This window comes from Pseudothauera rhizosphaerae, assembly GCF_004801305.1.
GTDB classification, from domain to species: domain Bacteria; phylum Pseudomonadota; class Gammaproteobacteria; order Burkholderiales; family Rhodocyclaceae; genus Pseudothauera; species Pseudothauera rhizosphaerae.
Map to the genome: position 1 here is coordinate 63,543 of NZ_SSOD01000011.1, position 23,379 is coordinate 86,921.

General features: G+C 62.0%; 18 protein-coding genes. 8 read left to right on the forward strand and 10 right to left on the reverse strand.

Annotation, left to right across the window (positions count from 1 at the left end):
• Nucleotide 1: 1 nt before the first annotated feature.
• Complete coding sequence (locus E6O51_RS14095) at nt 2–2,206, forward strand: MtrB/PioB family decaheme-associated outer membrane protein (RefSeq protein WP_136385637.1); 2,205 nt, start codon at nt 2–4, stop codon at nt 2,204–2,206.
• Between the two features lie 140 nt (nt 2,207–2,346).
• A complete protein-coding gene (locus tag E6O51_RS14100) occupies nt 2,347–4,317 on the forward strand; it encodes a cytochrome b/b6 domain-containing protein (protein ID WP_136385638.1) in 1,971 nt (656 codons plus the stop codon).
• 376 nt (nt 4,318–4,693) lie between these two features.
• On the opposite strand, the gene E6O51_RS14105 is transcribed toward E6O51_RS14100, so the two are convergent.
• The 4 genes from E6O51_RS14105 to E6O51_RS22505 all read right to left on the reverse strand — a co-directional run bounded on the left by E6O51_RS14105 (nt 4,694) and on the right by E6O51_RS22505 (nt 9,105).
• Nucleotides 4,694–7,099: a TOTE conflict system archaeo-eukaryotic primase domain-containing protein gene (locus E6O51_RS14105; protein ID WP_136385708.1), complete on the reverse strand. Its 2,406-nt coding sequence runs from the start codon at nt 7,097–7,099 to the stop codon at nt 4,694–4,696.
• Entirely contained in the window at nt 7,096–8,247 is a 1,152-nt protein-coding gene (locus tag E6O51_RS14110) for a hypothetical protein (protein ID WP_136385639.1), read from the reverse strand. Before E6O51_RS14110 ends, E6O51_RS14105 begins: the two co-directional genes overlap by 4 nt.
• A 13-nt stretch (nt 8,248–8,260) precedes the next feature.
• Complete coding sequence (locus E6O51_RS14115; RefSeq protein ID WP_136385640.1) at nt 8,261–8,608, reverse strand: hypothetical protein; 348 nt, start codon at nt 8,606–8,608, stop codon at nt 8,261–8,263.
• Between the two features lie 266 nt (nt 8,609–8,874).
• A complete protein-coding gene (locus tag E6O51_RS22505) occupies nt 8,875–9,105 on the reverse strand; it encodes a HipA domain-containing protein (RefSeq protein ID WP_408003415.1) in 231 nt (76 codons plus the stop codon).
• Nucleotides 9,106–9,168: 63 nt separating this feature from the next.
• On the opposite strand from E6O51_RS22505, the gene E6O51_RS14125 reads away from it, so the two are divergent.
• From E6O51_RS14125 to E6O51_RS14155, 5 genes are all read left to right on the forward strand, one after another.
• Entirely contained in the window at nt 9,169–9,414 is a 246-nt protein-coding gene (locus E6O51_RS14125) for a type II toxin-antitoxin system Phd/YefM family antitoxin (protein WP_136385642.1), read from the forward strand.
• Nucleotides 9,411–9,836 (forward strand): type II toxin-antitoxin system VapC family toxin, encoded by a 426-nt coding sequence (locus E6O51_RS14130; protein WP_136385643.1) that lies wholly within the window; start codon nt 9,411–9,413, stop codon nt 9,834–9,836. Before E6O51_RS14125 ends, E6O51_RS14130 begins: the two co-directional genes overlap by 4 nt.
• A 546-nt stretch (nt 9,837–10,382) precedes the next feature.
• Nucleotides 10,383–11,321 (forward strand): helix-turn-helix transcriptional regulator, encoded by a 939-nt coding sequence (locus E6O51_RS14135; protein ID WP_211091411.1) that lies wholly within the window; start codon nt 10,383–10,385, stop codon nt 11,319–11,321.
• A gap of 807 nt (nt 11,322–12,128) precedes the next feature.
• Nucleotides 12,129–12,674: a Cap15 family cyclic dinucleotide receptor domain-containing protein gene (locus E6O51_RS14150; protein WP_136385646.1), complete on the forward strand. Its 546-nt coding sequence runs from the start codon at nt 12,129–12,131 to the stop codon at nt 12,672–12,674.
• Nucleotides 12,664–13,770 carry a nucleotidyltransferase family protein gene (locus E6O51_RS14155; protein ID WP_136385647.1) on the forward strand — a complete coding sequence of 369 codons (1,107 nt, stop codon included), beginning with the start codon at nt 12,664–12,666 and terminating at the stop codon, nt 13,768–13,770. Before E6O51_RS14150 ends, E6O51_RS14155 begins: the two co-directional genes overlap by 11 nt.
• A gap of 166 nt (nt 13,771–13,936) precedes the next feature.
• On the opposite strand, the gene E6O51_RS14160 is transcribed toward E6O51_RS14155, so the two are convergent.
• The 6 genes from E6O51_RS14160 to E6O51_RS14185 all read right to left on the reverse strand — a co-directional run bounded on the left by E6O51_RS14160 (nt 13,937) and on the right by E6O51_RS14185 (nt 20,384).
• The gene (locus E6O51_RS14160) at nt 13,937–14,926 is read right to left on the reverse strand and encodes a site-specific integrase (RefSeq protein ID WP_136385648.1); all 990 of its coding nucleotides are present in this window, start codon (nt 14,924–14,926) and stop codon (nt 13,937–13,939) included.
• A gap of 67 nt (nt 14,927–14,993) precedes the next feature.
• Nucleotides 14,994–15,650 carry a TetR/AcrR family transcriptional regulator gene (locus E6O51_RS14165; RefSeq protein WP_168735282.1) on the reverse strand — a complete coding sequence of 219 codons (657 nt, stop codon included), beginning with the start codon at nt 15,648–15,650 and terminating at the stop codon, nt 14,994–14,996.
• Nucleotides 15,651–15,760: 110 nt separating this feature from the next.
• Entirely contained in the window at nt 15,761–16,612 is an 852-nt protein-coding gene (locus tag E6O51_RS14170) for a 3-hydroxybutyryl-CoA dehydrogenase (RefSeq protein WP_211091412.1), read from the reverse strand.
• Nucleotides 16,613–16,622: 10 nt separating this feature from the next.
• Nucleotides 16,623–17,807, reverse strand: coding sequence for an acetyl-CoA C-acyltransferase family protein (locus tag E6O51_RS14175; RefSeq protein WP_136385650.1), 1,185 nt, complete (start codon nt 17,805–17,807; stop codon nt 16,623–16,625).
• A gap of 79 nt (nt 17,808–17,886) precedes the next feature.
• On the reverse strand, nt 17,887–19,467 hold the full coding sequence (locus tag E6O51_RS14180) for an acyl-CoA synthetase (protein WP_136385651.1): 1,581 nt from the start codon (nt 19,465–19,467) through the stop codon (nt 17,887–17,889).
• A 71-nt stretch (nt 19,468–19,538) separates the two neighbouring features.
• Nucleotides 19,539–20,384: an alpha/beta fold hydrolase gene (locus E6O51_RS14185; protein WP_136385652.1), complete on the reverse strand. Its 846-nt coding sequence runs from the start codon at nt 20,382–20,384 to the stop codon at nt 19,539–19,541.
• A gap of 238 nt (nt 20,385–20,622) precedes the next feature.
• Here E6O51_RS14185 and E6O51_RS14190 point away from each other — a divergent pair, with 238 nt between their 5' ends.
• Nucleotides 20,623–23,370 carry a LuxR C-terminal-related transcriptional regulator gene (locus E6O51_RS14190; RefSeq protein WP_136385653.1) on the forward strand — a complete coding sequence of 916 codons (2,748 nt, stop codon included), beginning with the start codon at nt 20,623–20,625 and terminating at the stop codon, nt 23,368–23,370.
• The last annotated feature ends 9 nt before the right edge of the window (nt 23,371–23,379 follow it).

The window sequence follows — 23,379 nt, forward strand, 5'->3', positions numbered from 1 at the left end:
CATGGACAGCAACAACACGTTCAATCCGCGGCTTAGCGTCATCACACTCGCTCTGCTCGCCGCCTTCGGCGGCCCGGCCTGGGCCGACGACGAAATCGACGAACTCATCAAGCCGGAAAGCACGGTTTCCATCGGCGTCGGCCACTGGTCGAACGATCGTCCCCAGCAGGGCATCTACGACGGCATGCGGGAGAACGAATCCCCGCACCTGCTGATCGATGCCGACATCGTCAAGCGGGACGACGCCACCGGCACTTGGCTCAGGTTCGAGACCCGCAACCTGGGACTGGACAATCGGGAATTCAGCGGCGAATGGCTGCGCCAGGGCAACATCGGCATCAAGGTGGATTACAACCGCATCACCCGCGAAAGCCCCCAGACCTTCAACACCCCGCTGCAAGGCGCGGGCACGACCAACCAGACCGTGGTCAATAGCGGGCTTGCCACGGCCCCCCGGCGCGACCTCACCCTGGGCACCACGCGCGAGCAGACCGGCCTGAGTTTTTACAAGAACCTGCTGCCGGGGCTGGAGTTCAACGTCAATTTCAAGCACGAGGAAAAGACCGGCGAGCGTGCCTGGAGTCCGGGCCACGCCGTGCAGTTCGTCACCGAACCCGTCGACAGCACCACGCGCCAACTCGAGGCGGCCCTCTCCTACACCACCAAGAAGTGGCAGTTGCGCGGCGGCTACAACGGCAGTTGGTACAAGAACAACAATCCGCTGGTGCGGGTCGGTTACACCGGCGCCGCGTCGAACACCAATCCAACCTATCTCTCCTTCCCCGGTGACAACGAGGCGCACCAGCTCTTCCTGAACGGTGGCTACAACTTCACGCCGACCACGCGTGCCACCCTCAAGCTGGAGTACGCCCGCGCCCTCCAGGACGACTACCTGCCCACCAGCGGCGTCACCGACTGGCCGGCCGCGGTCCAGGCGGCCGTCGGCCCGGACAAGCTGGATGGCAAGGTGGATACCAGGCTGGCCCAGTTCGGGCTGACCTCCCGGCCGTTCAAGAACTTCTCCCTGAACGCCAGCCTGCGTTACCACGAGACGAAGGACAAGACCCCGATCCGCACCTTCTCCACCGCGGGCCAGCCCTACAACGCCACGGCGCCGGACTACGTGCGCAACTCCTACAAGACCATCACCAGCAAGCTGGAAGGCACGTACCGCTTCGCGGAGGTCTACAGTTTCACCGCCGGGCTGGAAGACAAGCGCCAGGATCGCGACCGCCCCCTGCGGGTGACCGGCGCCGAGAAGGACATCGTGGTGCCCCTGCGCAGCGAGGTGGACGAACTCACGGGCAGGCTGGAACTGCGCCGCTCCCTCTCCGACACCGCCAACGGCAGCGTCTCCTGGCTGCACAGCAAGCGTAGCGGCAACCGCTACAAGCGGGCGCTGTGGGATCACTCCGACGACATCGGCCTCGGCGGCCTGCAGGACGTGCGCAACCTGACCAACCCCCTGCACATGGCCAAGCGCGACCGCGACCGGCTGCGGGTGAGCGTGGACTGGTCGCCCCTGGAAGCCCTGTCGCTCCAGTTCAGTGCCGAGGAAGGGCGGGACAAGTACCACGACCACTCCACCATGGTCAATGGCCTGGACAAGGGCACGAACCGCCTGTACACCATCGACGCGGTCTATACGGCCACCGACGCGCTCAAGCTCAACGCCTGGTACAGCTACGACCAGAACAAGGCCGAGCAGTCCCATTACCGCACCCATACCACGGGCGGTGCCGGCGGCGGCTTCGGCGATCCGGCGTTCAAGTACAGCGACCTGCAGGACACGGGCAACTCCCTGGGCCTGGGCCTGCGCTGGGAGGCCACTTCCCGCCTGGACATCGGTGCCGACCTGGAATTCTTCCGCTCCGTCAGCCAGTACGACCAGGACGTCGTCCCCCTGGACGCCGGCGGCGTGCCCGTATTCCCCACGACGGCCAACCTCTCGCTGGGCGCACCAGACATCGAAAACAAGCTCCTGCGCCTCTCCCTGTTCTCGGTGTACACGCTCGACAAATCCTCCAAGGTGCGCTTCGACTTCATCCATGAGCGCTGGAAGACCGACGACTGGACCTGGCAGTTCGCCGACGGCTCGCCCTTCGTCTATGGCGCCAACGTGAATACCGACGGCACCACGGTCTATACGAAGCCCAAGCAGGTCTCCAACTTCGTGGCCGTGCGTTACATCTACAGCTTCCGATAACAAAGGGCCCGGCCCGACGAGACTCCGCCGTGTTCATGGCTGGCCATGACCGGCGGAGTTTTTTCGACCCCCGTGCCGCCGTCGCAGACGGCCGGGCGTCCGGGACCATGCCAATCTTGGGGAACAGCAACATGCCTACCATGAATCTCGCGACACGCCTGCTCGCGCTCTGCGCCTGCGTGTTCGCTTTCGGGGCGGCCCACGCCGCGCCGGCCGACGTGCCCGCCGGGCTCGACGATGCCACCTGTCTCAGTTGCCACGGCGCCGGCCAGGACGAGATCGAAGTCCCCGGCCTGGACGACGAACCCCGTCCGCTGGCCGCGGTGGATCCTCACAGTTTCGGCAAAGGCGTACACGCCGGCATGACCTGCGTGGGCTGCCACACCGACATCGTGGACGCCCAGGAAGACCACGCCAAGGCCGAAGGCGTCAGCCCACCCGAGTGCGCCGGCTGCCACCAGAGGCTATGGGACGAGGCGCAGCAGCGCGGCGAGGCCACGGCCAAGGAGCGCCTGGGCACCGTTGCCGCCAACATCGCCGCCTACAAGGAATCCTTCCACGCCCGCCCGGACGCCGACTACCCCGACCGGCCCAAGGCCACCTGCGGCGACTGCCACGCCACCCACGATTTCGCCGTGCCCAAGGAAGGCACGCCCGAGCGCGAGCAGTGGCGGCTGACCATCCCCAAGACCTGCGGCGCGACCTGCCACGAAGACCAGCTCGAGGACTTCGAGACCTCGGCACACGGCCAACGGGTGATGGGCGAAGGCGACCCCAAGGGCGCGGTGTGTACCGATTGCCACACCAGCCACGAAATCCGCGGCGCGTCGTCCCACCCCTTCAAGCTCGAAAACGTGGAAGCCTGCGGCGGTTGCCATGAGGCGGAACTCCACAGCTACCGCGACACCTACCACGGCCAGGTCAACAAGCTGGGCTACACCTACACGGCCAAATGCTCCGACTGCCACGGCAGCCACGGCATCCTGGGGGCGGACGATCCGGAATCCGCGGTGCACATGGACAACCGGCTGAAGACCTGCCAGCAGTGCCACAGCGACAAGAAGGAAGGCATGGTCACGGCCACCGAAGGCTTCATCACCTTCGGCCCCCACGCCAACAGCCACGACTTCGACAAGTATCCGCAGATGTGGATCGCCACCCGGTTCATGGTGGCGCTGCTGATCGGCGTGTTCGCCTTCTTCTGGGCGCATTGCGGCCTGTGGTACTACCGCGAATGGCAGGAACGCAAGGAAAGGAAGAGCGAGACCCGCGTCGATACCAGCGGGCTCGACCTGCCGCAGAAGCACTTCCGCCGCTTCCCGTGGGGCTGGCGCATCGCCCACCTGGTGTTCGCGCTGGTGACGATGACGCTCATCATCACCGGGACTGCGGCCCTGTTCTCCCATACCGACTGGGCGCCCAAGGTCGCCGCCGCCGTGGGCGGGCCGAAGAACATGGGGCTGATCCACCGCGTCGCCGCGGCGCTCTTCGTCGGCATCTTCCTGATCCACTTCGTGTATGTGATGCAGAGGCTGCTGCGCGACCGGAACTTCCGCTGGTTCGGGCCGGACTCGCTTCTTCCCAACTGGAAGGATCTCGCCGACTGCTGGGGCATGTTCAAGTGGTTCCTGGGCAAGGGGCCGAAGCCCCAGTTCGACCGCTGGACCTATTTCGAGAAGTTCGACTACTGGGCGGTGTTCTGGGGTGTAAACGTGATCGGCTGGAGCGGCCTGATGCTGGCCTTCCCGCACGTCACGGCGAGCTTCTTCCCCGGCTGGGTGTTCAACGTGGCGACGCTGGTGCACGGCGAGGAAGCCTTCCTCGCGGCGGTGTTCCTCTTCACCGTGCATTTCTTCAACAACCACTTCCGGCCCGACAAGCTGCCGCCCCCCGACGTGGTGATGTTCACCGGCACCCAGTCGCTGGAAGAATTCCGCCGCGAGCATCCGGCCCACTACCAGCGCCTGGTCGCCAGCGGCGAACTGGAGAAGTACTTGGTGGACGAGCCCTCGAAGCCGATGCATGTGGGCTCGGTGATTCTGGGCCTGACGCTGATCACGGTCGGTCTGGTATTGCTGGTGCTGGTGGGGATAGGCTTCTTCACCCACTGAAAGCATCACCAGCCTGAACGCCCGCGGGGGCACCGGAAATCGTCTCCGGTGCCCCCGCGGGCGTTTCATTGTGTCAAAGGCACACCGGGTCGCTGGACGTGCCGCCCGGTGCGTGCCGATGCGTTACTCCAGGTGCTGCACCTGAAATGCGAGATGCGCTGCAATGGGTTGATTTTTATGGTCAATCCTGCCGAGCAGCCACCGTTTCCCCCACGATTTACCCCACAGGGTGCTTGGGCTGTTGTGGGACGGGATGCACGCTGACGAGACGGGCGGGCCGGCGTAGGCACATGCTTTGGATTCTATCAGCCGGTTGGTGGGGTGCGAGGGGCCAAGCACTCATGCGACAGCCCCCTTGCCGCAGATCCACACGAAATCAGCGTGCGGAAAGATAAGGTGGCGCCTCCCCTTCTTGACGCGCGGCCATATCAAAGGCCAACGCATCGCTTACGGCATCCACCGAAATCTGGTAGCCCATGGCCTGATAGCCACGTCTGCGACGTTCCCACATGCGCAATAGCGCAGGGTGGCCGGTATCGATGAAGTCGATGATGCGCACATGGTGCTTGCCGGCCTGTGCGCGGTGCAGGCGGCCGGCATACTGCTGCAGCGTGCCCTTCCACGAGATCGGCATGGCCAGCACCAGGGTGTCGAGTGGCGGGTGGTCGAATCCTTCCCCGACCAGTCTGCCGGTGGCCAGCAGCACGCGGGGCACGTCGGCGCCCATGGCGTCCAGTTCCGCGGTCAGCGCGGCACGTTGCTTCTTCGACATGCGGCCATGCAGCGCATACAGCGTCTGGATGCGTCCCGCCAGGGCGGCATGGAGGGCATTCAAGTGTTCGGTGCGCTCGGTCAGCACTAGTACCTTGCGCCCCTGGGCAAAAACCTCGGCGATCGCATCCGCGATGGCTTTCGTGCGATCGCCATCATTGGCGATTTCCTTGAAGACGTCCTGGATGCCGGTATCGGCGGCCAGGCTGATTGGGGCCGACAAGTAGCGGGGCGCCACCTCCAGGATCTGTGGAGCGCCTGCAGGCCTTGACGCCGTGTGTCGGATCGGGCCGCACTGCATGAAGATGATCGGCTGCCGTCCGTCACGCCGGATCGGGGTGGCGGTCAGGCCCAGCACGTACCTGGCGCGGACGCGCTTGAGGATGGTCTCGAAGGAAAATGCCGACAGGTGATGGCATTCGTCGACGATGACGTGCCCGTAGTCCTCCACCGCCACGCCTTCCTGCCTGGACAAGGACTGCATGACCGCGATGTCGATCCTGCCGGTGGGCCGGCTCTTGCCGCCGCCAATGGTGCCGACCATGTCACACCCGTCTGCCAGAAAGACCTGCAGCCGCGCCTGCCACTGCCTGAGCAGTTCGGTGCGATGCACCAGCACCAGCGCATTGACGCCCCGCCGGGCGATCAGTGCCGCAGCCGTGACGGTCTTGCCGAAGGCGGTCGGCGCACAGAGGATGCCGGTATCGTGGCGCAGCATCGCGGCAACCGCGTCCTCCTGATCAGATCGCAGCGTGCCGGCAAAGCCGACATCCAGCGCCTGTCCGCCGTTTCGCTCGTCCCGCACGTCACAGCGAATGCCGTTCTCGCGCAGCAGCGCCCTGGCGGCATCGAGGCAGCCGCGCGGCAGGGCGATGTGCCGGGGGAAATTCTCGGCGCAGCCGATCACCCGGGGCTTGTCCCAGACCGGCAGGCGCATCGCCTGCGCCCTGTAGAACTCGGGATTCTGGAAGGCCGCCAGCCGGATCAGACGGTTGGCGAGCGCCTGGGGAAGCTCAGCCTTGTCGAAGTAGAGCAGATTGGCCAGGGTCAACATCAGCGCGGCCGGCATTGGACCCGGCAAGCACTGACTGGCCGGTGCCGGACGTTTCCATGGCTCCAGCAGATCGTCCTCGGTAATGAAGGTCACATCCAACGGGTGAGAGCCGCCGGTCGCCCGCAGGATCACCGGCTCGATGTCATGCGGCACCATGGGCACCATCGACGCCAGAAAGGCCCACTGGTCGGCATATAGCCGCAGCGTGTCATCGACGAACAGACTGCCGCCGTGTTCGCGCGACGCCTTTTGCAGCGGCAAGGCGATCAGGTTGCCAAAGCCGCCTTTGGGCAGGCTGTCCTGATTCGGGAACAGCCGGTCGTAGGACGTGAGCTGCAACTGCCGAGTACGCGCGCAGGTGTGGCTGATGAGGGCGGTACCGAGCCGCCGCGCATCCCTTGCGGGGACGTTCGACGAGAAGAATATCCACGCATGGGCACCATTGCCCGAGCGCGAAATTTCCAGTGCAACGGGCACGTCCAGATCCCGGCAGGTATGGACGAAGGCCTGCGCGTCGTTGCGCCACGCGGCCGCGTCGAAATCCACCGCGAGAAAGTGGCAGCTATCGTCGGCCAGCAGTGGATACACGCCGATGACGTGGCGGCCGGCGAGGTGGTCGTAGACCGTCCGATCCGTCAGCGGTACGAACAGGCGCTGACCGCAATCCGAGCATTTGACATGGGGCTTTCCGCAAATACCCGCGCGCCATTCATTGGTGCAGGCCGGCGTGTAGCCGCTCTTGCCCGCCTTGCTCTCCCAGCGCACGGCGTAGACGTCGCCGCGGCCCCGGAACAAGCGGCGAAACAGCGCTACTTTTTCATCCGTGGACAACGGGGTGTCGGTAAGCGGCCCGGATTCGGGCAGGCGCCAGGCGATGCCATGGGTTTCGAGCAGTTCGACCAGCCGCGTGTTTTCGGCGCGCAGGCGGGCAAGCTCATCGTCCTCGCCAGCCGTCATCCCGACCACAAACCCGCTGCTGTCAAGCGGCGCAACAGGGCGCCCCGCTTCGCATGGGGCACCAGGAAGCGGCGCAAGGCGCACTCGAATTCCTTCGGGGTGGACGTCAGCACGTAGGCTTCCGCCAGATCGGTGAGCGCTCGCACCGCATACTCGTAGCCCAAGGCCGTGCCGCGCCTGGCCTGGGCATCGATGGCCTCCCAGCGTTGATCCACTTCGGCCATCAGGCGCTGCAATTCCTCTTCACGCTCGCGACGACGTTTAGCCTCCTCCTTCGCACTTTCTTGCGCCTCATGCTCCTGCCTTACGAGAGCAAGCGATTCAGCCAGTTCGCTCAACTCGGCCACGCTGCGCCTGCGCGCGCCGGGTTCAGCGGGCAGTCGCAGCGCTTTCAGCCAGGCAGCGTGGCGGCCCCTGACGTGTCGTTCCGCTTCCTGTCCCCGACCCTGAGCGAGCAGCTTCAACACGTCCAGCATCGCCTCGCGGGGCCATGTTTCCAACCAGACGTCGAGACACCCGTCGTCCCCCTCGGTTGTCTGCGGCATCGGCGCGCTGCCGGCCGCCGCCGCGGCCAGCATGTCCGAGTCGATCTCCAGGAATTCGGCCAGCGCCTGCTGCGCCGGGGACAAGGCCGACAAGCCCGCCGGCACCTCGGGTTCCGCTTCATCGCCGGACAACTCCCCGGCGCCGGCCAGCCAGCCCAAGTAGAGCGGCCTCAGATCGCCGCGCAGCAACTCGTCGCGCAGCGGCAGCAGGCGCTGCATCCAGCCGCTGCCGTTGTCCATGCCGAAGCGGTCGTAGTTCTCGCTCTCGTACAGCGACCAATGGACGATCCAGTGCGCGCTGGTCTTGTCGAAATCAAGTACGTGCCGAACGGCGAACGCCTCCAGCTCTACCCGACAGAACGCGTCCCGCGGCACCCGCAGGGCCAGGCGGCAACTGCACCAGCAGGAAGTGTAGACGAGGGTATCGAAATGGCGCCGCATCCAGTCGGCCGGATCGGCCTTCAGGTCGCCCCACTCGTAGTGGTTGACGAAGCCTGATGGAGAGATCTGCGCCCGGCTGGACACGGCGCGCAGTTCCGTCATTTCGGCGTGGCTGAGCGGTCGATCGATGGCGGCGAATTCGTAGTATTGGTATTCGCTCATGAACTCTCGAGGGCTACAGGCCCGTCCCGTCTTTATCCGTCGCTACGGACCGCCGGACGGCCCGAAAGGCAGAATAATCGCCCAAGTGAATGTACAAATGGCCATGCAATTCGCCGTCAACGATTTCGGCGATTCCACGGCCGGACATTTCATCGCCTTCATCGGCCCCCTCCCAGGTGAAGTCGACGCGCCGCCCCTGTCGCCGACAATCCATCTGCCCCTGTACCAAACCGAACTGGAAGCGCCCCGATCGGGCGGTTTCGAAGGTGACGTGGCCCGGCACCTCCATATCCACATAGTCCTGATCCCAGGCACTCATCCAAACGATGCGCCAGGTGCCGGTAAAGAGGTTCGCGGACATACCGACTCCTCAAATGACAGTCAGGGCAGAGCCTGTGCAGTGCCGGCGTCGAAATGCCGTCGAGATGCCAGAATGCCGGAGCAATCTTGCCCTGTTCCGCCGCAGACTTGCCGAATTCGTCGAAACAGACACACAGTTGGCGAACCTAGCCACACATCGGCCACCAGTTGGCACGCCATCGCCCTCGACAGCATGAACCGTTCGTATGATGCCAGCCCGTTGTCCAGCATGGCCAGCCTACCCTGCGGCCCCATTCCCAGATGCAGTCAGCGCTCCGAAAAAACACCGGGCCGTGGCAATACGTCGTACAAAGGACTCAGCCGCCAGCCGGGCAAGCGCGGATCCCGGACGAAGCAGCGGTTACACAAGTGGTCGTCGTTGCTGCTGACAATGATGTTGAACACCATCCATTTGAACAACGCCTCGTTATCCCGCCGGACGGCGTTGAGGCTCCCTGGCGACCTGTAAGCAGGCGAAGGCCGGTGCCATGCGGGCAAAACGTCGTCCTTGATCCCTCTCGGACTAGTCTATAAACTGGTCTATATCAATTGGAGAATACCATGAACCTTGAAATCGGCTCGTATGAAGCCAAGACCAAGCTGCCGGAGTTGCTCCGCGGCGTACAGGCGGGCCAACGCTACACGATCACCCTGCGTGGTGAACCGGTTGCTGACCTGGTGCCAGCCGAAGGCATCAGGCAAGCAGATGCCGCGGCGGCCGTCGAGGCAATGCGCCAGTTCATGCGCGCAGCGCCGCCCGTCAAGGGGCTCGATCTCAAGGCGCTGATCAACGAAGGCCGGGCATGAGTTTCGTGCTCGACAACTCGGTGGCGATGTGCTGGCTGCTGGCCGATGGCAAGCCTGCCGATGTGGCTTACGCCGAGACCGTGCTGGATGCACTGCAGGAACGGCAGGCGCTAGTCCCATCGCTGTGGGCGTTGGAGGCTGGCAATGTCATCGCCAGGGGCGAGGCCAAAGGGCTGCTCACCGAGGCCCGTTCCCAAGCGTTCGTCATCCTCCTGGGGAGGCTGAACATCGCGACGGATACGGCCACGGCGGCGCACGCCCTGGGCGACACCCTGCACCTGGCCCGGCGCTACAAGCTGTCGGCCTACGACGCGGCGTACCTGGAATTGGCCCTGCGAACCGGCTCACCGCTTGCGACACTGGACGCAGACCTCAAGAAGGCAGCGCGGGCCGCGGGCGTGCAACCATTCGCCCCGAATTGACCAATGGAAAGTCAGCACCCAGATGCCTACGAGATCCGCGTCGCCGGAGCATCACGCGTGCGATACAGGGAACGGGGCGCCCTTACCTGCCGTAGCCAACGCCCTGTTAGTCGGGCGGGTGGCAGATACTCGGCCGGAGCTGCCGTGTAGCCTCTGCGGGCCGAACAGCTGCAGTTTGCTTTATTGCTGCTGTTCATTGGGCTTCAGATCTGAATGGCCGCTTTTCCCGCGACCGAGCGGCAAAGCCCCGCCCGAAGCAGACCGCGGGTTGATCCGTTCGAAGTTGCGCAAGCAGAAAGTCGATTCTGGTACGCACGATTCGCTCAGCTACTGCAAGCATATCGATATGCCGCACTTGTTACTAGAGAGAGTCTGCGTGAATCAAATATCCAAAAAGAGGGGAGGATGCTGGATATGCCTCAGAGACATCCTGCAGTACGGTGTACAGACAACCCAAGCATGGTCCGAAAACGCGCAGATATAGGCGGGGCGAAGCGGCAACGCGTCACCAAGATCAGTCTCCAACGAATCGCCAAGATTGTCCGAATGATTCGCAAGAAGCGTGTCGTTCCAATGCGGAACTTCCTAGAGGAATTCGAAGGCGTTTCGCGAAAGACAATTACCAGAGACATCGACTTTCTTCGAGACCGATTCGAGTGCCCGATTGAATGGAGTCGTAGCAAAGGTGGATGGGTCATTGAAGATGAAGGTCGTTTCGAGCTTCCTGGGGTTTGGTTTGAAGCCTCCGAGGTATTTGCCCTCCTTATGATGTTACACTTGGTAGAAGGGGTTCAGCCAGGGTTGCTTGAGGAGCACCTCGGCCCGCTGAAAAACAGGCTGAGGCGCATGCTTGCTGTAGGTGCTCCAAGAGCGAATATTGAGCACAAGGTCAAGCTCATTCATTTCGCTCCGCGCATTGTCGATCCCAAGCACTTCCAAGTGTTGGCGAGCGCCCTCCTTGATGGCAAGAAGCTTCGCATCCAGTATAGGGTGCGTGATCGACAAGAAGTCACCGAACGGACCATTTCTCCACAGCAATTGGTTCACTATAGAGAAAATTGGATTCTCGACGCTTGGTGCCATGAACGTAAGGCACTTCGCTCCTTCTCTTTGGAAGCCATTCAGCACGTTCAGGTCTTGGACGAGGTCGCTCTCGAAGTCTCTCAAGAGGAAATGCGGGACCACTTCCAGAGCGGATATGGAATTTTTGCGGGTGTTGCCAAGAACCGCGCCTCCCTAAAGTTCAGTCCAAGGCGTGCCGAGATGGTCGCCATGGAGACGTGGCACCCCGATCAAACCAGCCAAACCCTTAACGACGGCAGCTATGTCCTCGATGTGCCTTACTCCGATGACCGGGAACTTGTCATGGATGTACTGAGGCATGGGCCCGAAGTCGAGGTACTTGCCCCGCCGGAGTTGCGGCAAAAGGTCTACGAAACATTGTGCGCCGCCGCAAAAAAATATTGCCCAAATCCGGCTCAGTAGGACATTCTTTGTCCTAGTGCCTCCTTCAGAATGTGCCCAAGCTCGAGATTAGTCCCGAATTGGAGCCAGGATGAAGATCAAATTTGCACACCCTCGTGAACGCGCTCGGAGCGGTGGCTGGATCAATTTCGCCGTCTTCGATGTGCGCTCCAGCTCCGGAACTAGCGCAGACAACTCTCAGTTAATCGCGCAACTGACTCTCGAGCCCGAGCAGCGTTCCTCCGGGGGTAGGCCAAGCTGCCCTAGCTTTCACGAACGGTGGGCGGCTAAACGTGATATTGGCAACGGTCGATTCATGGAGCAGAAGAAGGGCGGCGACCCGTTTAAGGGCGTTCGCAAGGAAAAGCGTAATTAGCCAACGAGCCCACCCACACTTACACGGAAATTGGAGTCAGCAATGTCTCACTACTACATCAACAAAAATCAACAGGCCAACGGTGACCATGAAGTTCACATTGACACCTGTTCCTACCTGCCGTCTGAGCCCAACAGGATCTATCTCGGCAACTATTATTCCTGCGCACCTGCGGTTGCCGAGGCGAAGCGTCGCTGGCCTACGAACAGAATCAATGGCTGCTTCTATTGTTGCCGTCCTTGCCATACCAGCTAACCAGAAAGACTGGTTGACTTAACCACTATGAATACGTGCGATGTTTTTCGGGGTGGAAGTGCTCAGGCCACGGTCTTGATTAGAGCAAGCTAGCAGGAAAAATTTTGGCCTCAAATCATGAATATGCGGTAATCGGACACAGTCGCGCGACGGTTGGTCGATTTCTTGGAATCGGAGCGGGATTGGCTAGTTCAGGCGTGGCAGTTCTACTCGCCACTGCAATAACTTATGCCGAACGCTGGGGTTTCTTTCACGCCCAAGCGTTTTGGACGTTACCGATGACAGCGGCCATTTTCTACACTTTGGGTCACCTTGCTTTTGATAAGTGGGCTTGGCGAACGTGGTTGATCCATTTCGTTCTAGACATTCCTGACTTGCGTGGCAAGTGGGACTGCGTTGGTGAGACCATAGACCCCACTACTGGCGCGGTTACGTACAACTGGACTGCGGAAGTCACGATTTCGCAGGGTTGGGAAAAGATCAGGATTTACTCCCAAACGAAGCACTCGCGTTCGCGTAGTGTTGCCGCTTCCATCGTGATGGAAGAAAACGTCGGCTATATCCTGATGTACAGCTACCGCAACGAGCCACGCCCCGGGGAGCCTGAACTGAAGGCGCACCACGGCTATGCTGAGTGGCACATCGCTGCCGATGGCGCCTCCGCTGAGGCCACTTATTTCAATGGTGGAGGCCGCTACACAGGCGGCCGCATGAAACTTACGAGAAAGACCCGTGGCAACTGACTACGCAAACCGCATCGGCAGAGTTAATGCACGACGCAACAATACCGCAGTTGAGCGCTTTACCGAAAGTGTGTCGTTTGCTGCGGCCAGTGCTTTCGGTGATTCGGTGACCAAGGGCTACCAAAGCAAGACGAAATCCAAGAGTTTTCAGTACGCACTGGTGTCCATGCAAGAGGTCGATCCTCAATACACAGCCATTAGCTATCGCGAGGCCGACAGGGTCGCGAAGCAAATTGATTTAGGGCTTTCGAGACGCGGAAGGACCGTGAGCATCGAACTCCAAGGTTCGCTGCCACTGAACGTGCATTTGAGGCGCGTGAGCGACGTGGATATGCTCGTATGGCCGTGGAGCTTCTTCGTCTTTGACGGCTACGGGATTGCCGCCTCCAGCTATTCAGTCAGTACAAAGAACACTGTTTCCGAAATAACCTCCTTGCGTTCCGAGTGTTGTTCTGTGATCAGTTCTGCATTTCCTGCGGCGAAGATCAACGACTCTGGAGCAAAGTGCATCACGGTTTCAGAGGGGTCTCTTCTACGTGAGATCGATGTTGTTCCATCAGTTTTGTATAAAACTGCGACCTATCAAAAATCGAACAATGACGAGGACAGGGGAGTTCAAATATATGACAATAAACTCTATGAGCTGATCACGAACTACCCCTTCAAAGTTCGAGCCTTGATCAATGCAAAGGAAGACCGGACTGGTGGCGGGTGCAAGAAGGCCATTCGCCTTCTCAAAAACATGAAGGAGGACTCCGATACTTTGATCGCGCTGTCCAGCTTTAACATCATGTCGCTCGTCTATGCAATGCAAGATTCAGACCTAGTGCACTCGTCCTATTACGAAGGGAAAATCGTCACCTCGCTGCAGAGCTGGTTTTTTACTCTTGCGCATGATGAAACATATTTGAGGAGGCTCGATACCGTAGATGGAAGCCGGAAGATCATGCAGTCAGCAGCTGATGTCGCAGCGGTTTCGCAAATGTCGGAAGAGCTGAATGTGCTGGTGTTGCGGATAGCGCAGGAGTTGCAGTCCGATGTGCCAAACAGCTTCCCAGCGTGGCGCGCCAAGGTCGAAAGTGAGCTTTTGTTCTAGCGGTTCGTGCAGTTATCACAAACCGCTACAAAAATGGTTATCGTTGAAGGTTCGCTGGATGGCTACTTTGGGTCGGTATCGATAATTCGGGAGCCAAGCGTCGAACGACAGATCCGCCGAACACCTGACGCTCCCCAAGCAGTAACGCAGAGTTGAAAGCTCAATATTATGAATTCCCGCTTGTTCGGCCACGGGAGTCCGGTCCTGGCAGTGCGGCTGCAGGGGAATCGAAATCCGAATAAAGGTCGGTCATCAATTCGGCTATGTCGGGGCGGCGGGGCAGCAGTTGCCGCACTGCCTGTTTTTCAGCGATGCCGAGGATGAGGCCGATCTGTCCTACGTCGGCGCCACGCGCGTCCAACCGAACTGCGACCGTACGGCGCAGAATCAGGGCCGACAGGCCGCGTAGGTTGATGCGCTTGAATATCTTGCGGTAGGTATCGAGCATCTGCCGACACAGGAAGCGGGGTCTGCCGTCCACATCAAGGCAGTGCACTGTGTAGGGTTCGCTGGCGTCATTAAGGAAGAGGCGCTCCGAGGGCTCGAATCCCCGGTACGGTGCATCCGCGCCCGGATGTCGACCGCACCGTTTCATCCGCTGTGCAAGGTAGGCGTCAATCGCCCTGACAGCCGCGGAACTTCGGAAGAACAACGGCCGGGCCTTGCGGTTGACGGACACGCTGGCGCGTATTTCGGAGTTTGCGCGAACCGTTCCGTCAGGGTTCAAGTAGTCGGAGATTTCGAAGCGTGCGACTTCGAGCGGCCGTGCGCCCGTTGCCAGCACGATGTGGATAAGTGCCATATCCCGCAATGGCGCTGGGCTGTGCAGGCCGGCGCGGTGGATCACCGTATGGACGTCCTGGTCGGTGAGATTCCGCGGGGGCGCCCGGGTCAGCCGCGTATCGCCCATTTCGAAACAGCCGAGTGCCGTCTCGACCGCACGTCTGTGGGTACGTAGCGTGCGTACATAGCCGGCGGCTTCAGGGTTGAGTCCTTCGATGCCGATTTGCCGCTGCAGCATCTTTGCCAGGTACTTGACCCGGCGCTCAATCTCCGTGCGGGTCCGGCCATGGGTCGTTGCGACGGCATCGTACGTCATGCCGGCGAGCACTGCCCGCAAGATGACAATGGACAACCGGGTCGAGTCGCTATGCATCTTCGGTTCACCGCATGGACATCAGCCCGCTCCCGATATGCGCGTCGATCCAGACACTGTCCATGGGCTATTGATTGTCTGTCCAACAATCAATATGCGCTTTGAAATCAGGCATCAAGATCAGGAAGAACACGCGGCGAAGAGATTGCCGGAGGACATCTTCTTCAATTCGCCCCCCTTTCACCGAGCGCACCAGAAAGCCGGAAACAAGAGCACCAAGAATCTCGAACCTAGCTTCAAGCTCCGCGTCACTTGCGCACGTACCTGTCGACCTGTTGATGGATTTCAATATACTGAACGTACTCTCCCTTGCTCGTCGATCGAAATCCTGAACAATACGAGCCAACCGAACATTGCGTGGAGCCTCAGACAGAATCTCCAGCCTGAGCCTCGAATTTTCGAGGCGGGAAAACTGGATGGAAGTTTCCACAGCATGCGAAATCAGCCCATCAAGCACGTCTGGACGATTGATGATTTCACCATGTACTTCCAATATCTCCATCAATGTCGATTCTGCAATGGCTTCGACAATGGCCTCCTTGCTCTGGAAGTAATGATAAATGTGACCACTGCTCATCCCCGACAACTGGGACAGATCGGCAATGCTCGTACCATGAAAACCGTTCTCGCTGAAGCATGCCCTCGCTGCGCACAGAATCTGGTCTCTCCGTAGCTCGAAACTACTTCTCTTGCCTTCCTCTCGGACAACCGTTCTGCTCTCCATGAATCTCATGCCTCCAGCGTCTTGACATGCCGGATCACTTCACCGACGTCTGCCGGGCACCACCGCAAGACTTACGGCAGTTGTCCGTGCAGAACAATGCGCGCGCTCTACTATTCATACTGATAGAAGCCTCGCCCGCTCTTCCGCCCCAGGAAACCGGCATCGACCATCTCGCGCAACAACGGTGCCGGACGATACTTCGGGTCGTTGAAGCCCTGGTAGAACACCTCCATCACGAACAGCATGGTGTCCAGCCCGATAAGGTCGGCGAGCGCGAGCGGGCCGATCGGATGGTTGGCACCGAGCTTCATCCCCGAGTCGATGTCCTCCGCAGTGGCAAGCCCTTCCTGCAAGGCGAAGATGGCTTCGTTGATCATCGGGCAAAGAATCCGGTTCACCGCGAACCCGGGCCTGTTCTTCGCCACGATCGAGACCTTCCCGATCTGCTCGACGAAGCGCTGGACGCAGGACACGGTCTCATCGCTCGTCTGCAGGCCCCTGATGAGTTCCACCAGCGCCATCAGCGGCACCGGATTGAAGAAATGGGTACCGATGAAACGATCAGGCCGCCCCGTCGCCCCGGCCAGCTTCGTGATGGAGATGGAAGAGGTGTTGGTGGCAATGATCGCCTCGGGGGAAACGATGGCGTCCACGTCCTTCAGGATGCGCAGCTTGAGCGCCTCGTTCTCGGTTGCCGCCTCGATGACGAGATCGACGCTGGCCAGTTGGTCGTAGCGCGTCGTGCCCTCGATTCGAGTCAGAATCGCCTCTTTCTCGACCTCGCGCAGTTTCCCTTTCGTGACGAGGCGAGCCAGGCTGCTCTGCACTGCTGCGAGCCCCCGCGCGACCGCCTCCTCGGCGACATCCACCATGACCACCTTGAAACCGGCGGCGGCACACACCTGCGCGATGCCGTTGCCCATGGTGCCCGCACCGACGACACCCACTTTGGTCAGAATCATGGTCGCAACCTCAGACGCGTTCGAAAATGGCCGCGATCCCCTGGCCGCCACCGATGCACATCGTGACCAGGGCAAACCGCCCGCCGCGGCGATGCAGTTCGTGTATGGCCTTGACGGTGATGATCGCTCCGGTCGCGCCGACCGGATGCCCCAGAGAGATGCCCGAGCCGTTCGGATTGACCTTTGCCGGATCGAGGCCCAGCTCGCGGGTCACGGCGCACGCCTGGGCCGCGAACGCCTCGTTCGACTCGATGACATCGAGATCGCCGACCCTCAGCCCGGCGCGTTCGAGCGCAAGACGCGTCGCCGGCACCGGCCCGATTCCCATGTAGGCTGGATCGACGCCGGCGTGCGCGTAGCTCACCAGCCGCGCCATCGGCGTCAGGCCCAGGGCCGCCGCGCGTCCCGCCTCGGCCAGCACCACCGCCCCGGCGCCATCGTTCAGCCCGGAGGCGTTCCCGGCCGTGACGGTTCCGTCCTCTTTCTGGAACACCGGCTTCATCTGGGCCAGCCCTTCGAGCGTGACGCTGCGGACGTGCTCGTCCTTGTCGAAGTTCACCACGCCTTTGCGCGTGGGCACCTCCACCGGGGTGATCTGCGCCTCGAAGTAGCCGGCTTCGATCGCACGGGCAGCCCGGCGCTGGCTTTCGAAGGCAAGCTCATCCTGATCCCTGCGGCTGATGCCGTATCGTTTGGCGACGTTCTCGGCGGTGACGCCCATATGGATCTTGCGCCAGGGATCGTGCAGGATGCCATTCATGTAGTCGACGAGTTGACTGTCGCCCATGCGGGCGCCCCAGCGCAGCGCGGGCACGATGTACGGCCCGCGGCTCATGGACTCGGCACCGCCGCCGATGGCGACGTCCGTGTCGCCGAGGCGGATGGACTGGGCAGCGGAAATGATCGCCTGCAGACCCGAACCGCACAGGCGATTGACGTTGAAGGCCGGCGTCTCCTCGGAAAGGCCGGAATCGATCGCGGCCACCCGGCTCAGGTAGGCATCGTTCGGATCGGTGGGGACCACGTTCCCCATCACCACGTGCCCCACCCGGGACGGCTCGACGGCCGAGCGCCGCAAGGCTGCACCCACTGCCACGCTCGCCAGTCTGGTGAGCGGCACATCCTTCAGCGACCCGCCATAGGTGCCGATTGCCGTCCGGGCAGTTCCCACGACGACGACTTCACGTTCTTTCATTTGAACTCCAGTACTTGCTCGCATTGACGGGCGGGTGTCGCGTCCGCAGACAGGACGCGACACCCGCCTCGGACACTACTTACTTCGCCTCGGCAGGCGAGAACTGCTGGCGCAGATTGCGCTTGAGCAGCTTGCCGCTCGGATTCTTGGGCAGCGCCTCGGTGAAGAACACATGCTTCGGCACCTTGAAATGCGCCATGTGCTGCCTGCAGTGCGCAATCAGTTCGGCTTCGGTCAGCGCCGTGCCTTCCTTGAGCACGACCACCGCGGTCACCGCCTCGATCCATTGGGGGTCGGGCAGGCCGACGACGGCGACTTCGGAAACCTGCGGCAGCTTGAAGATCGTTTCTTCCACTTCACGGCTGGCGACGTTCTCTCCGCCGGTCTTGATCATGTCCTTCTTGCGGTCGACGATGGTGATGTAGCCCTCCTCGTCCATCGTGGCGAGGTCGCCACTATGGAACCAGCCGCCAGCGAAAGCCTCTTCGGTTTTCTCCGGTGCGTTGAAGTAGCTGGTGAGGAGTTGCGGCGCGCGATGCACGATCTCCCCAACCTCGCCGGGCAGCACGTCGCGCATGTCGTCGGTGACGACGCGGGTTTCCACGTTCAGTACCGGCTTGCCGGCCGATCCGGCCTTGCGCAACTGGTCGCCGGGCTTCAGCACCGTCGCCAGCGGCGCGATCTCGGTCTGGCCGTAGTAGTTCCACAAGCGCACCTTGGGCAGCCTGCGCTGCATTTCCAGCAATACCTCGACCGGCATGATCGAGGCGCCGTAATAGCCCTTCTGCAGCGACGAAAGGTCGGTCGTATCGAACAGGGGAGAGCGCAGGAGCGAGATCCACACCGACGGCGGCGCGAAGAAAGAAGTGGCGCCGTGCCTGGCGATCAGGGGAAGAATCACGTCCGGCCGCGGCATGCCGGTGATCACGTTGGTGCAGCCGAGGTAGACCGCGGGGCCGAGGAAGCAGTCCAGTTGAGCGCAGTGGAACAACGGCAGGGAATGCAGCAGGACGTCGTCGCCGGAGATCTCGCCCTCGACGATGCTGCTGACGTACTCCCAGAGAACAGCCTCGTGGCTCAGCACTGCGCCTTTCGGCAAGGACTCGGTTCCACTCGTATAGATGATCTGTGCCGGCGCCCGCGAATCGACCGTGACGTCGAGGGGCGTGTCCTTCTCCGCGGTCAGGTCGTCGAAATTGAGCAGCCAGGGGGGCGGTTCGGCCGGCTCCTCGCCCGGCAACCAGAACGTGCGCTCGACGCGGGTATCCTTCGCGGCGGCTTCTCGTCCGACGCTCTCCAGACCGGGGCCGACCAGCAGGGTTTCGGCACCGGAGCTACGCAGAATGAAGGCGATCTCGTCCGCATTCAGCATGAAGTTGACCGGCACCAGAATCGCACCCATGCGCGCGATCGCAAAACGCATGGCCGCAAACGCATGCGAATTGCGCGACAGGATCGCGACACGGTCGCCCTGCCTGACACCCCGATCGATCAGCGCATTGGCGATGCGATCGCACACCCGGTCGAACTGCCTGTAGGTCCAACTCACCTCACCGCATAGGATCGCGGTCTTGTCGGGCACCCGCCGCGCGGTTCGCCGCAGGATGTCGCCGATGCAATGCTGCCTCGCCCCTGCCATCGACACGTTCGATTGCTCCATTTGCCTCACTCCTTCATTCTTTCGACGCGCCATCGCTGCGCCCGGTAGCGTCTTCCCGCGCCCGCGTTCTGTCAGTTCTTGAGAAAATCCAGCGACAGACGATTGAATTCGTCCGCATGCTCCCATTGCGCCCAATGCCCGCACTGGCTGAAGACATGCAGGCGGGCATTGGGCAGCCCCCAGATCAGCTTCAGCCCCCAGTCCAGAGGCACAAAGCGGTCGTCGCGCCCCCAGGTCACCAGCGTTTCGGCCTTGATTTCCGGCAGGCGCGAGGAATAGTCGGCAGCGATCGAGCGCGGGTTGTCCTGGAATACCTTGACCCAGTTCGACAGATGCTCCGGGCTTCTCATCATGTTGTCGTAGCGTTCGCGCAGCAGATCGTCACTGATGCGGCCGGGGTCGAACACGAAGACCTGGATCATTCGTTTCAGATTCTCCAGGGTCGGCTCGCGATAGAGCTGGAACAGCAGCTTGATCCCCTCCATCGGCAGAGCATGGAAATGGCTCGCCCCGAGGCCGGCCGGCCCCATGAGAATCATCTTGCCGAGACGTTCGGGGTACTCGGTTGCGAACGCGAGCGACGAAGCGCCCCCCATCGAGTTGCCCACCAAGTGGGCACGCCCGATGTCGAGCGCATCCATCAGCCCCTTCACCGCCCGCGCATTGAGCAGGAAGCGGTTGGCAACCTTGTCGACCGGGTCCGACTTGTTGAACCCCGGGCAATCCAGCAGCAACACCCGGTAACCAGCGTCCACGAAGGCATCGACGTTGCGGCTGAAATTCGACCAACTGCTCGCACCCGGGCCTGCCCCGTGCAGCATGATGACCGCCTCACCCTCGCCGGCGTCGTTGTAATGCAGCTTCATGCCGTCGGCGACCACATACCTGCTCGTCGCGGCCTCTGTAATTTCTGCCATGAATCCAACCTCCAAGAGTCCGACTCGACGAGCCGGTGACCAATCGCGCAATCTCAGTCCTGCCGTGCCGAGTATCCGACCCGCATCCCGGCCCCCGCGTCATCCGTTCGATTGATTTTTCGGCGAGGGAAAGGAGATAAGATCGACAGGCAAGCCGCTCCGAACGGACGGCAGTTGCCCCTGTCCAGCGCGGGACCCTTGCTTCGACCATGGGCCTGCCCCGCCCCCCGGAATTCCAGTGATCGACAGCGCACGCGACATGAGAACCGACCGACACACCAACAGCGCCAGGGCCGTTCCAGGCCAGGGCGGGAGCCGGGTGATCGCATCCAAACTGGCGCCCCCGGTTGCGCGCTCGCTCGTTCCCCGCCCTCAGATCCACGAACGCCTGCTGAATGCCGAGACAAGCCCGAAACTCATCCTCATCAGCGCACCGGCAGGGTTCGGAAAGACTTCGCTGATGGCCCAGCATCACGCCTTGCTCCAGGCCAGGGGCGTAAGAGCTTGCTGGCTGACGCTCGACCAGGCGGACAACGACATGGAGCGGCTGATGCTCCACCTGGGTGCCGCCCTCGGCAGCCTGGACGACCTGGACGGCAGAGAAGCGCAGAGCGGCATTTCCGACCCGGCAACGGTTCCGAGCAGCGATCTCCCCTACAGAATCGCCACCACCCGGCAGGCTTTCGCCTTCTTCATCGACGAACTGGAAGTCTTGCTGAATCCGGCCGGACTGGACTTCATCCGCCTGTTGACCACCCATCTCCCGCCCCACGGACGATTCGTCATCGGGTCGAGGACGATTCCCAGCCTCGGACTCGGCCGCCTGCGTGCCCGCGGCCAACTGGTCGAAATCACCGCCGCGGACCTCAAGCTCTCCTTCGCAGAGACCGCCGCCCTGCTGCGCAGAAACCGTCAATTGACGCTGAGCGACGAGGAGGTCGAAACCCTGCTGCAGCGAACGGAAGGCTGGCCTGCCGCGATCCAGTTGGCCTCGCTCTCGCTCGCCTCTCACCACAATCCGGAACGCTTCATCGCGGCGTTCTCGAGCAGCAACTCGGATGTCACCGACTACCTGGCCGAAGACGTCTTCCGTCACCTGCCCCACGACATCCGGGACTTCCTGCTGCGCACCTGCATCCTGCGCGAACTTTCCCCGCCGCTGTGCGACGCGGTCACGGGGCGAAAGGACAGTGCAACCATGCTGGAGCGCATCGAACGCGCCAACCTCTTCGTCACCCAGACGGACAAGCGGACACGTGAATACCGCTATCACGCCCTGTTCTCCGGATTTCTCCAGCAGCAACTCGCTGCTCTGTACCCATGGGTGACTCCCTCTCTGCATGGCGCGGCATCAAGATGGTTCTCGGAAGCGGGACGGCCGATTCCTGCCATAGAGCATGCACTGCTGTCCGGTGACCTGCCCCGATCCCTGGAACTGCTCGCCACTCACGCGGACTGGATGTTGCGGGAGGGGCGGTTCAGCCTCCTCGCCCGCTGGCTGAAACAGATTCCCCTCGAAGAACTCGCGCCGTACCCGGACCTGCGCATCGCTTTCGCCTGGGCGCTGACCGCAACGCGCAACCTGGCACTGGCAAAGGAGATTCTCGACGGCTTTGTCGACCCGTCCGATGCCATCCGCACCTGGGTCGTGGCGCTGCGCGCCTATCTGCTCACCATGGAAGACCGGCCCTCCGAATGCTTCGCGTTGTGTCGCCGGGAACTGGGTCCGAGTAACGCCGGGCTGACCACGCAGTACGCCTCCCTGAACTATTTCTTCGCTTACTGGCTGGTAGCGGCGGACGATTTCACCGACGCACTGCGGTGTCTCGACGAATCCAAGAGAGCCTACGCATGCGTCGAGAGCGCGGTGGGGGTCGCCATCGCCGAGCGGGTCCACGGAACGATGGAGCTTGTGCAGGGCCATCTGCGGGATGCCACCATGCGGCTGCGGCGCGCCTACGAAAACAGTGCCCAGTCCCGTGAAGTCAGTCTCAGCGCCACGGTCGGCGTCATCCTGGCGCGGGTCCTCTACGAACGCGGCGAACTCTCGGGCGCCGAACGCCTGCTGAACGAATGTCTCGCCCTGGCCAAGGAGTCGGGTATTCCGGACATCCTCATCAATGGCTCGATCACCTCGGCTCGCATCGCCGAGGCACGGGGCGACCGCGAACAGGCCCTCGAGCTGATCTCCGACCTCGAGAACCTGGGGCACCACGCCAACCTCCCGCGCCTGGTGGCGTCGGCCTGGCTCGAACGGGCGAGGCTGGCGACGATCGATGGAGAACTGTCGCTGGCCGCCACATACCTGGAGAATGCCGACGACAAGCAGCTGTGGGGATCGATGGACGGTTTCACCCCCGACGCCAATGACGTCGATTCGCTCCTGACAGGCAGGCTGCGGTGGCGGATACATGCCGGAAAGGCCGACACGGCTGTGGTCGCGCTGAAAGACCATCTAAAACAGGCTCTGCAGGCCAACAGGCACCACCGCGCCTTGAAGCTCAGAATCCTGCTTGCCAGCGCCCTGCAGGTATGCGGCGACTTCAGGGGCAGCATGCGAACGCTGACCGAGGCCCTCCAGTTCGGCGCCCGGGAAGGCTTCATCAGCATCTTCCGCGACGAAGGGCCGCAAGTCCTGTCCATGCTCGCCACGCTGCGGGAGACTGCAGCCGACCAGGAAACAGAGCTGTCCGGGTTCATGCACCGATTGCTCGCCCCCTGGGAAACGTCCTCGCCGACGCAGGCTCCGCACCAGCCGCTCCCCTCTGCCCAGGCACACGCCGAATCGTTCGAAGGCCTCACCGACCGGGAGCATCAGGTCTTGACGATACTTGCATCGGGCCTGTCCAACCAGGAACTGGCGGGAAAGCTCTTCGTGTCGGAGAGCACCGTCAAGACGCACCTTGCAAGAATCAACACGAAACTTGGCGTGCACAATCGAACGCAGGCCATCGCCGTCGCCCGCAAGCTCGGCGTCATCCAATGAGCCGTCAAT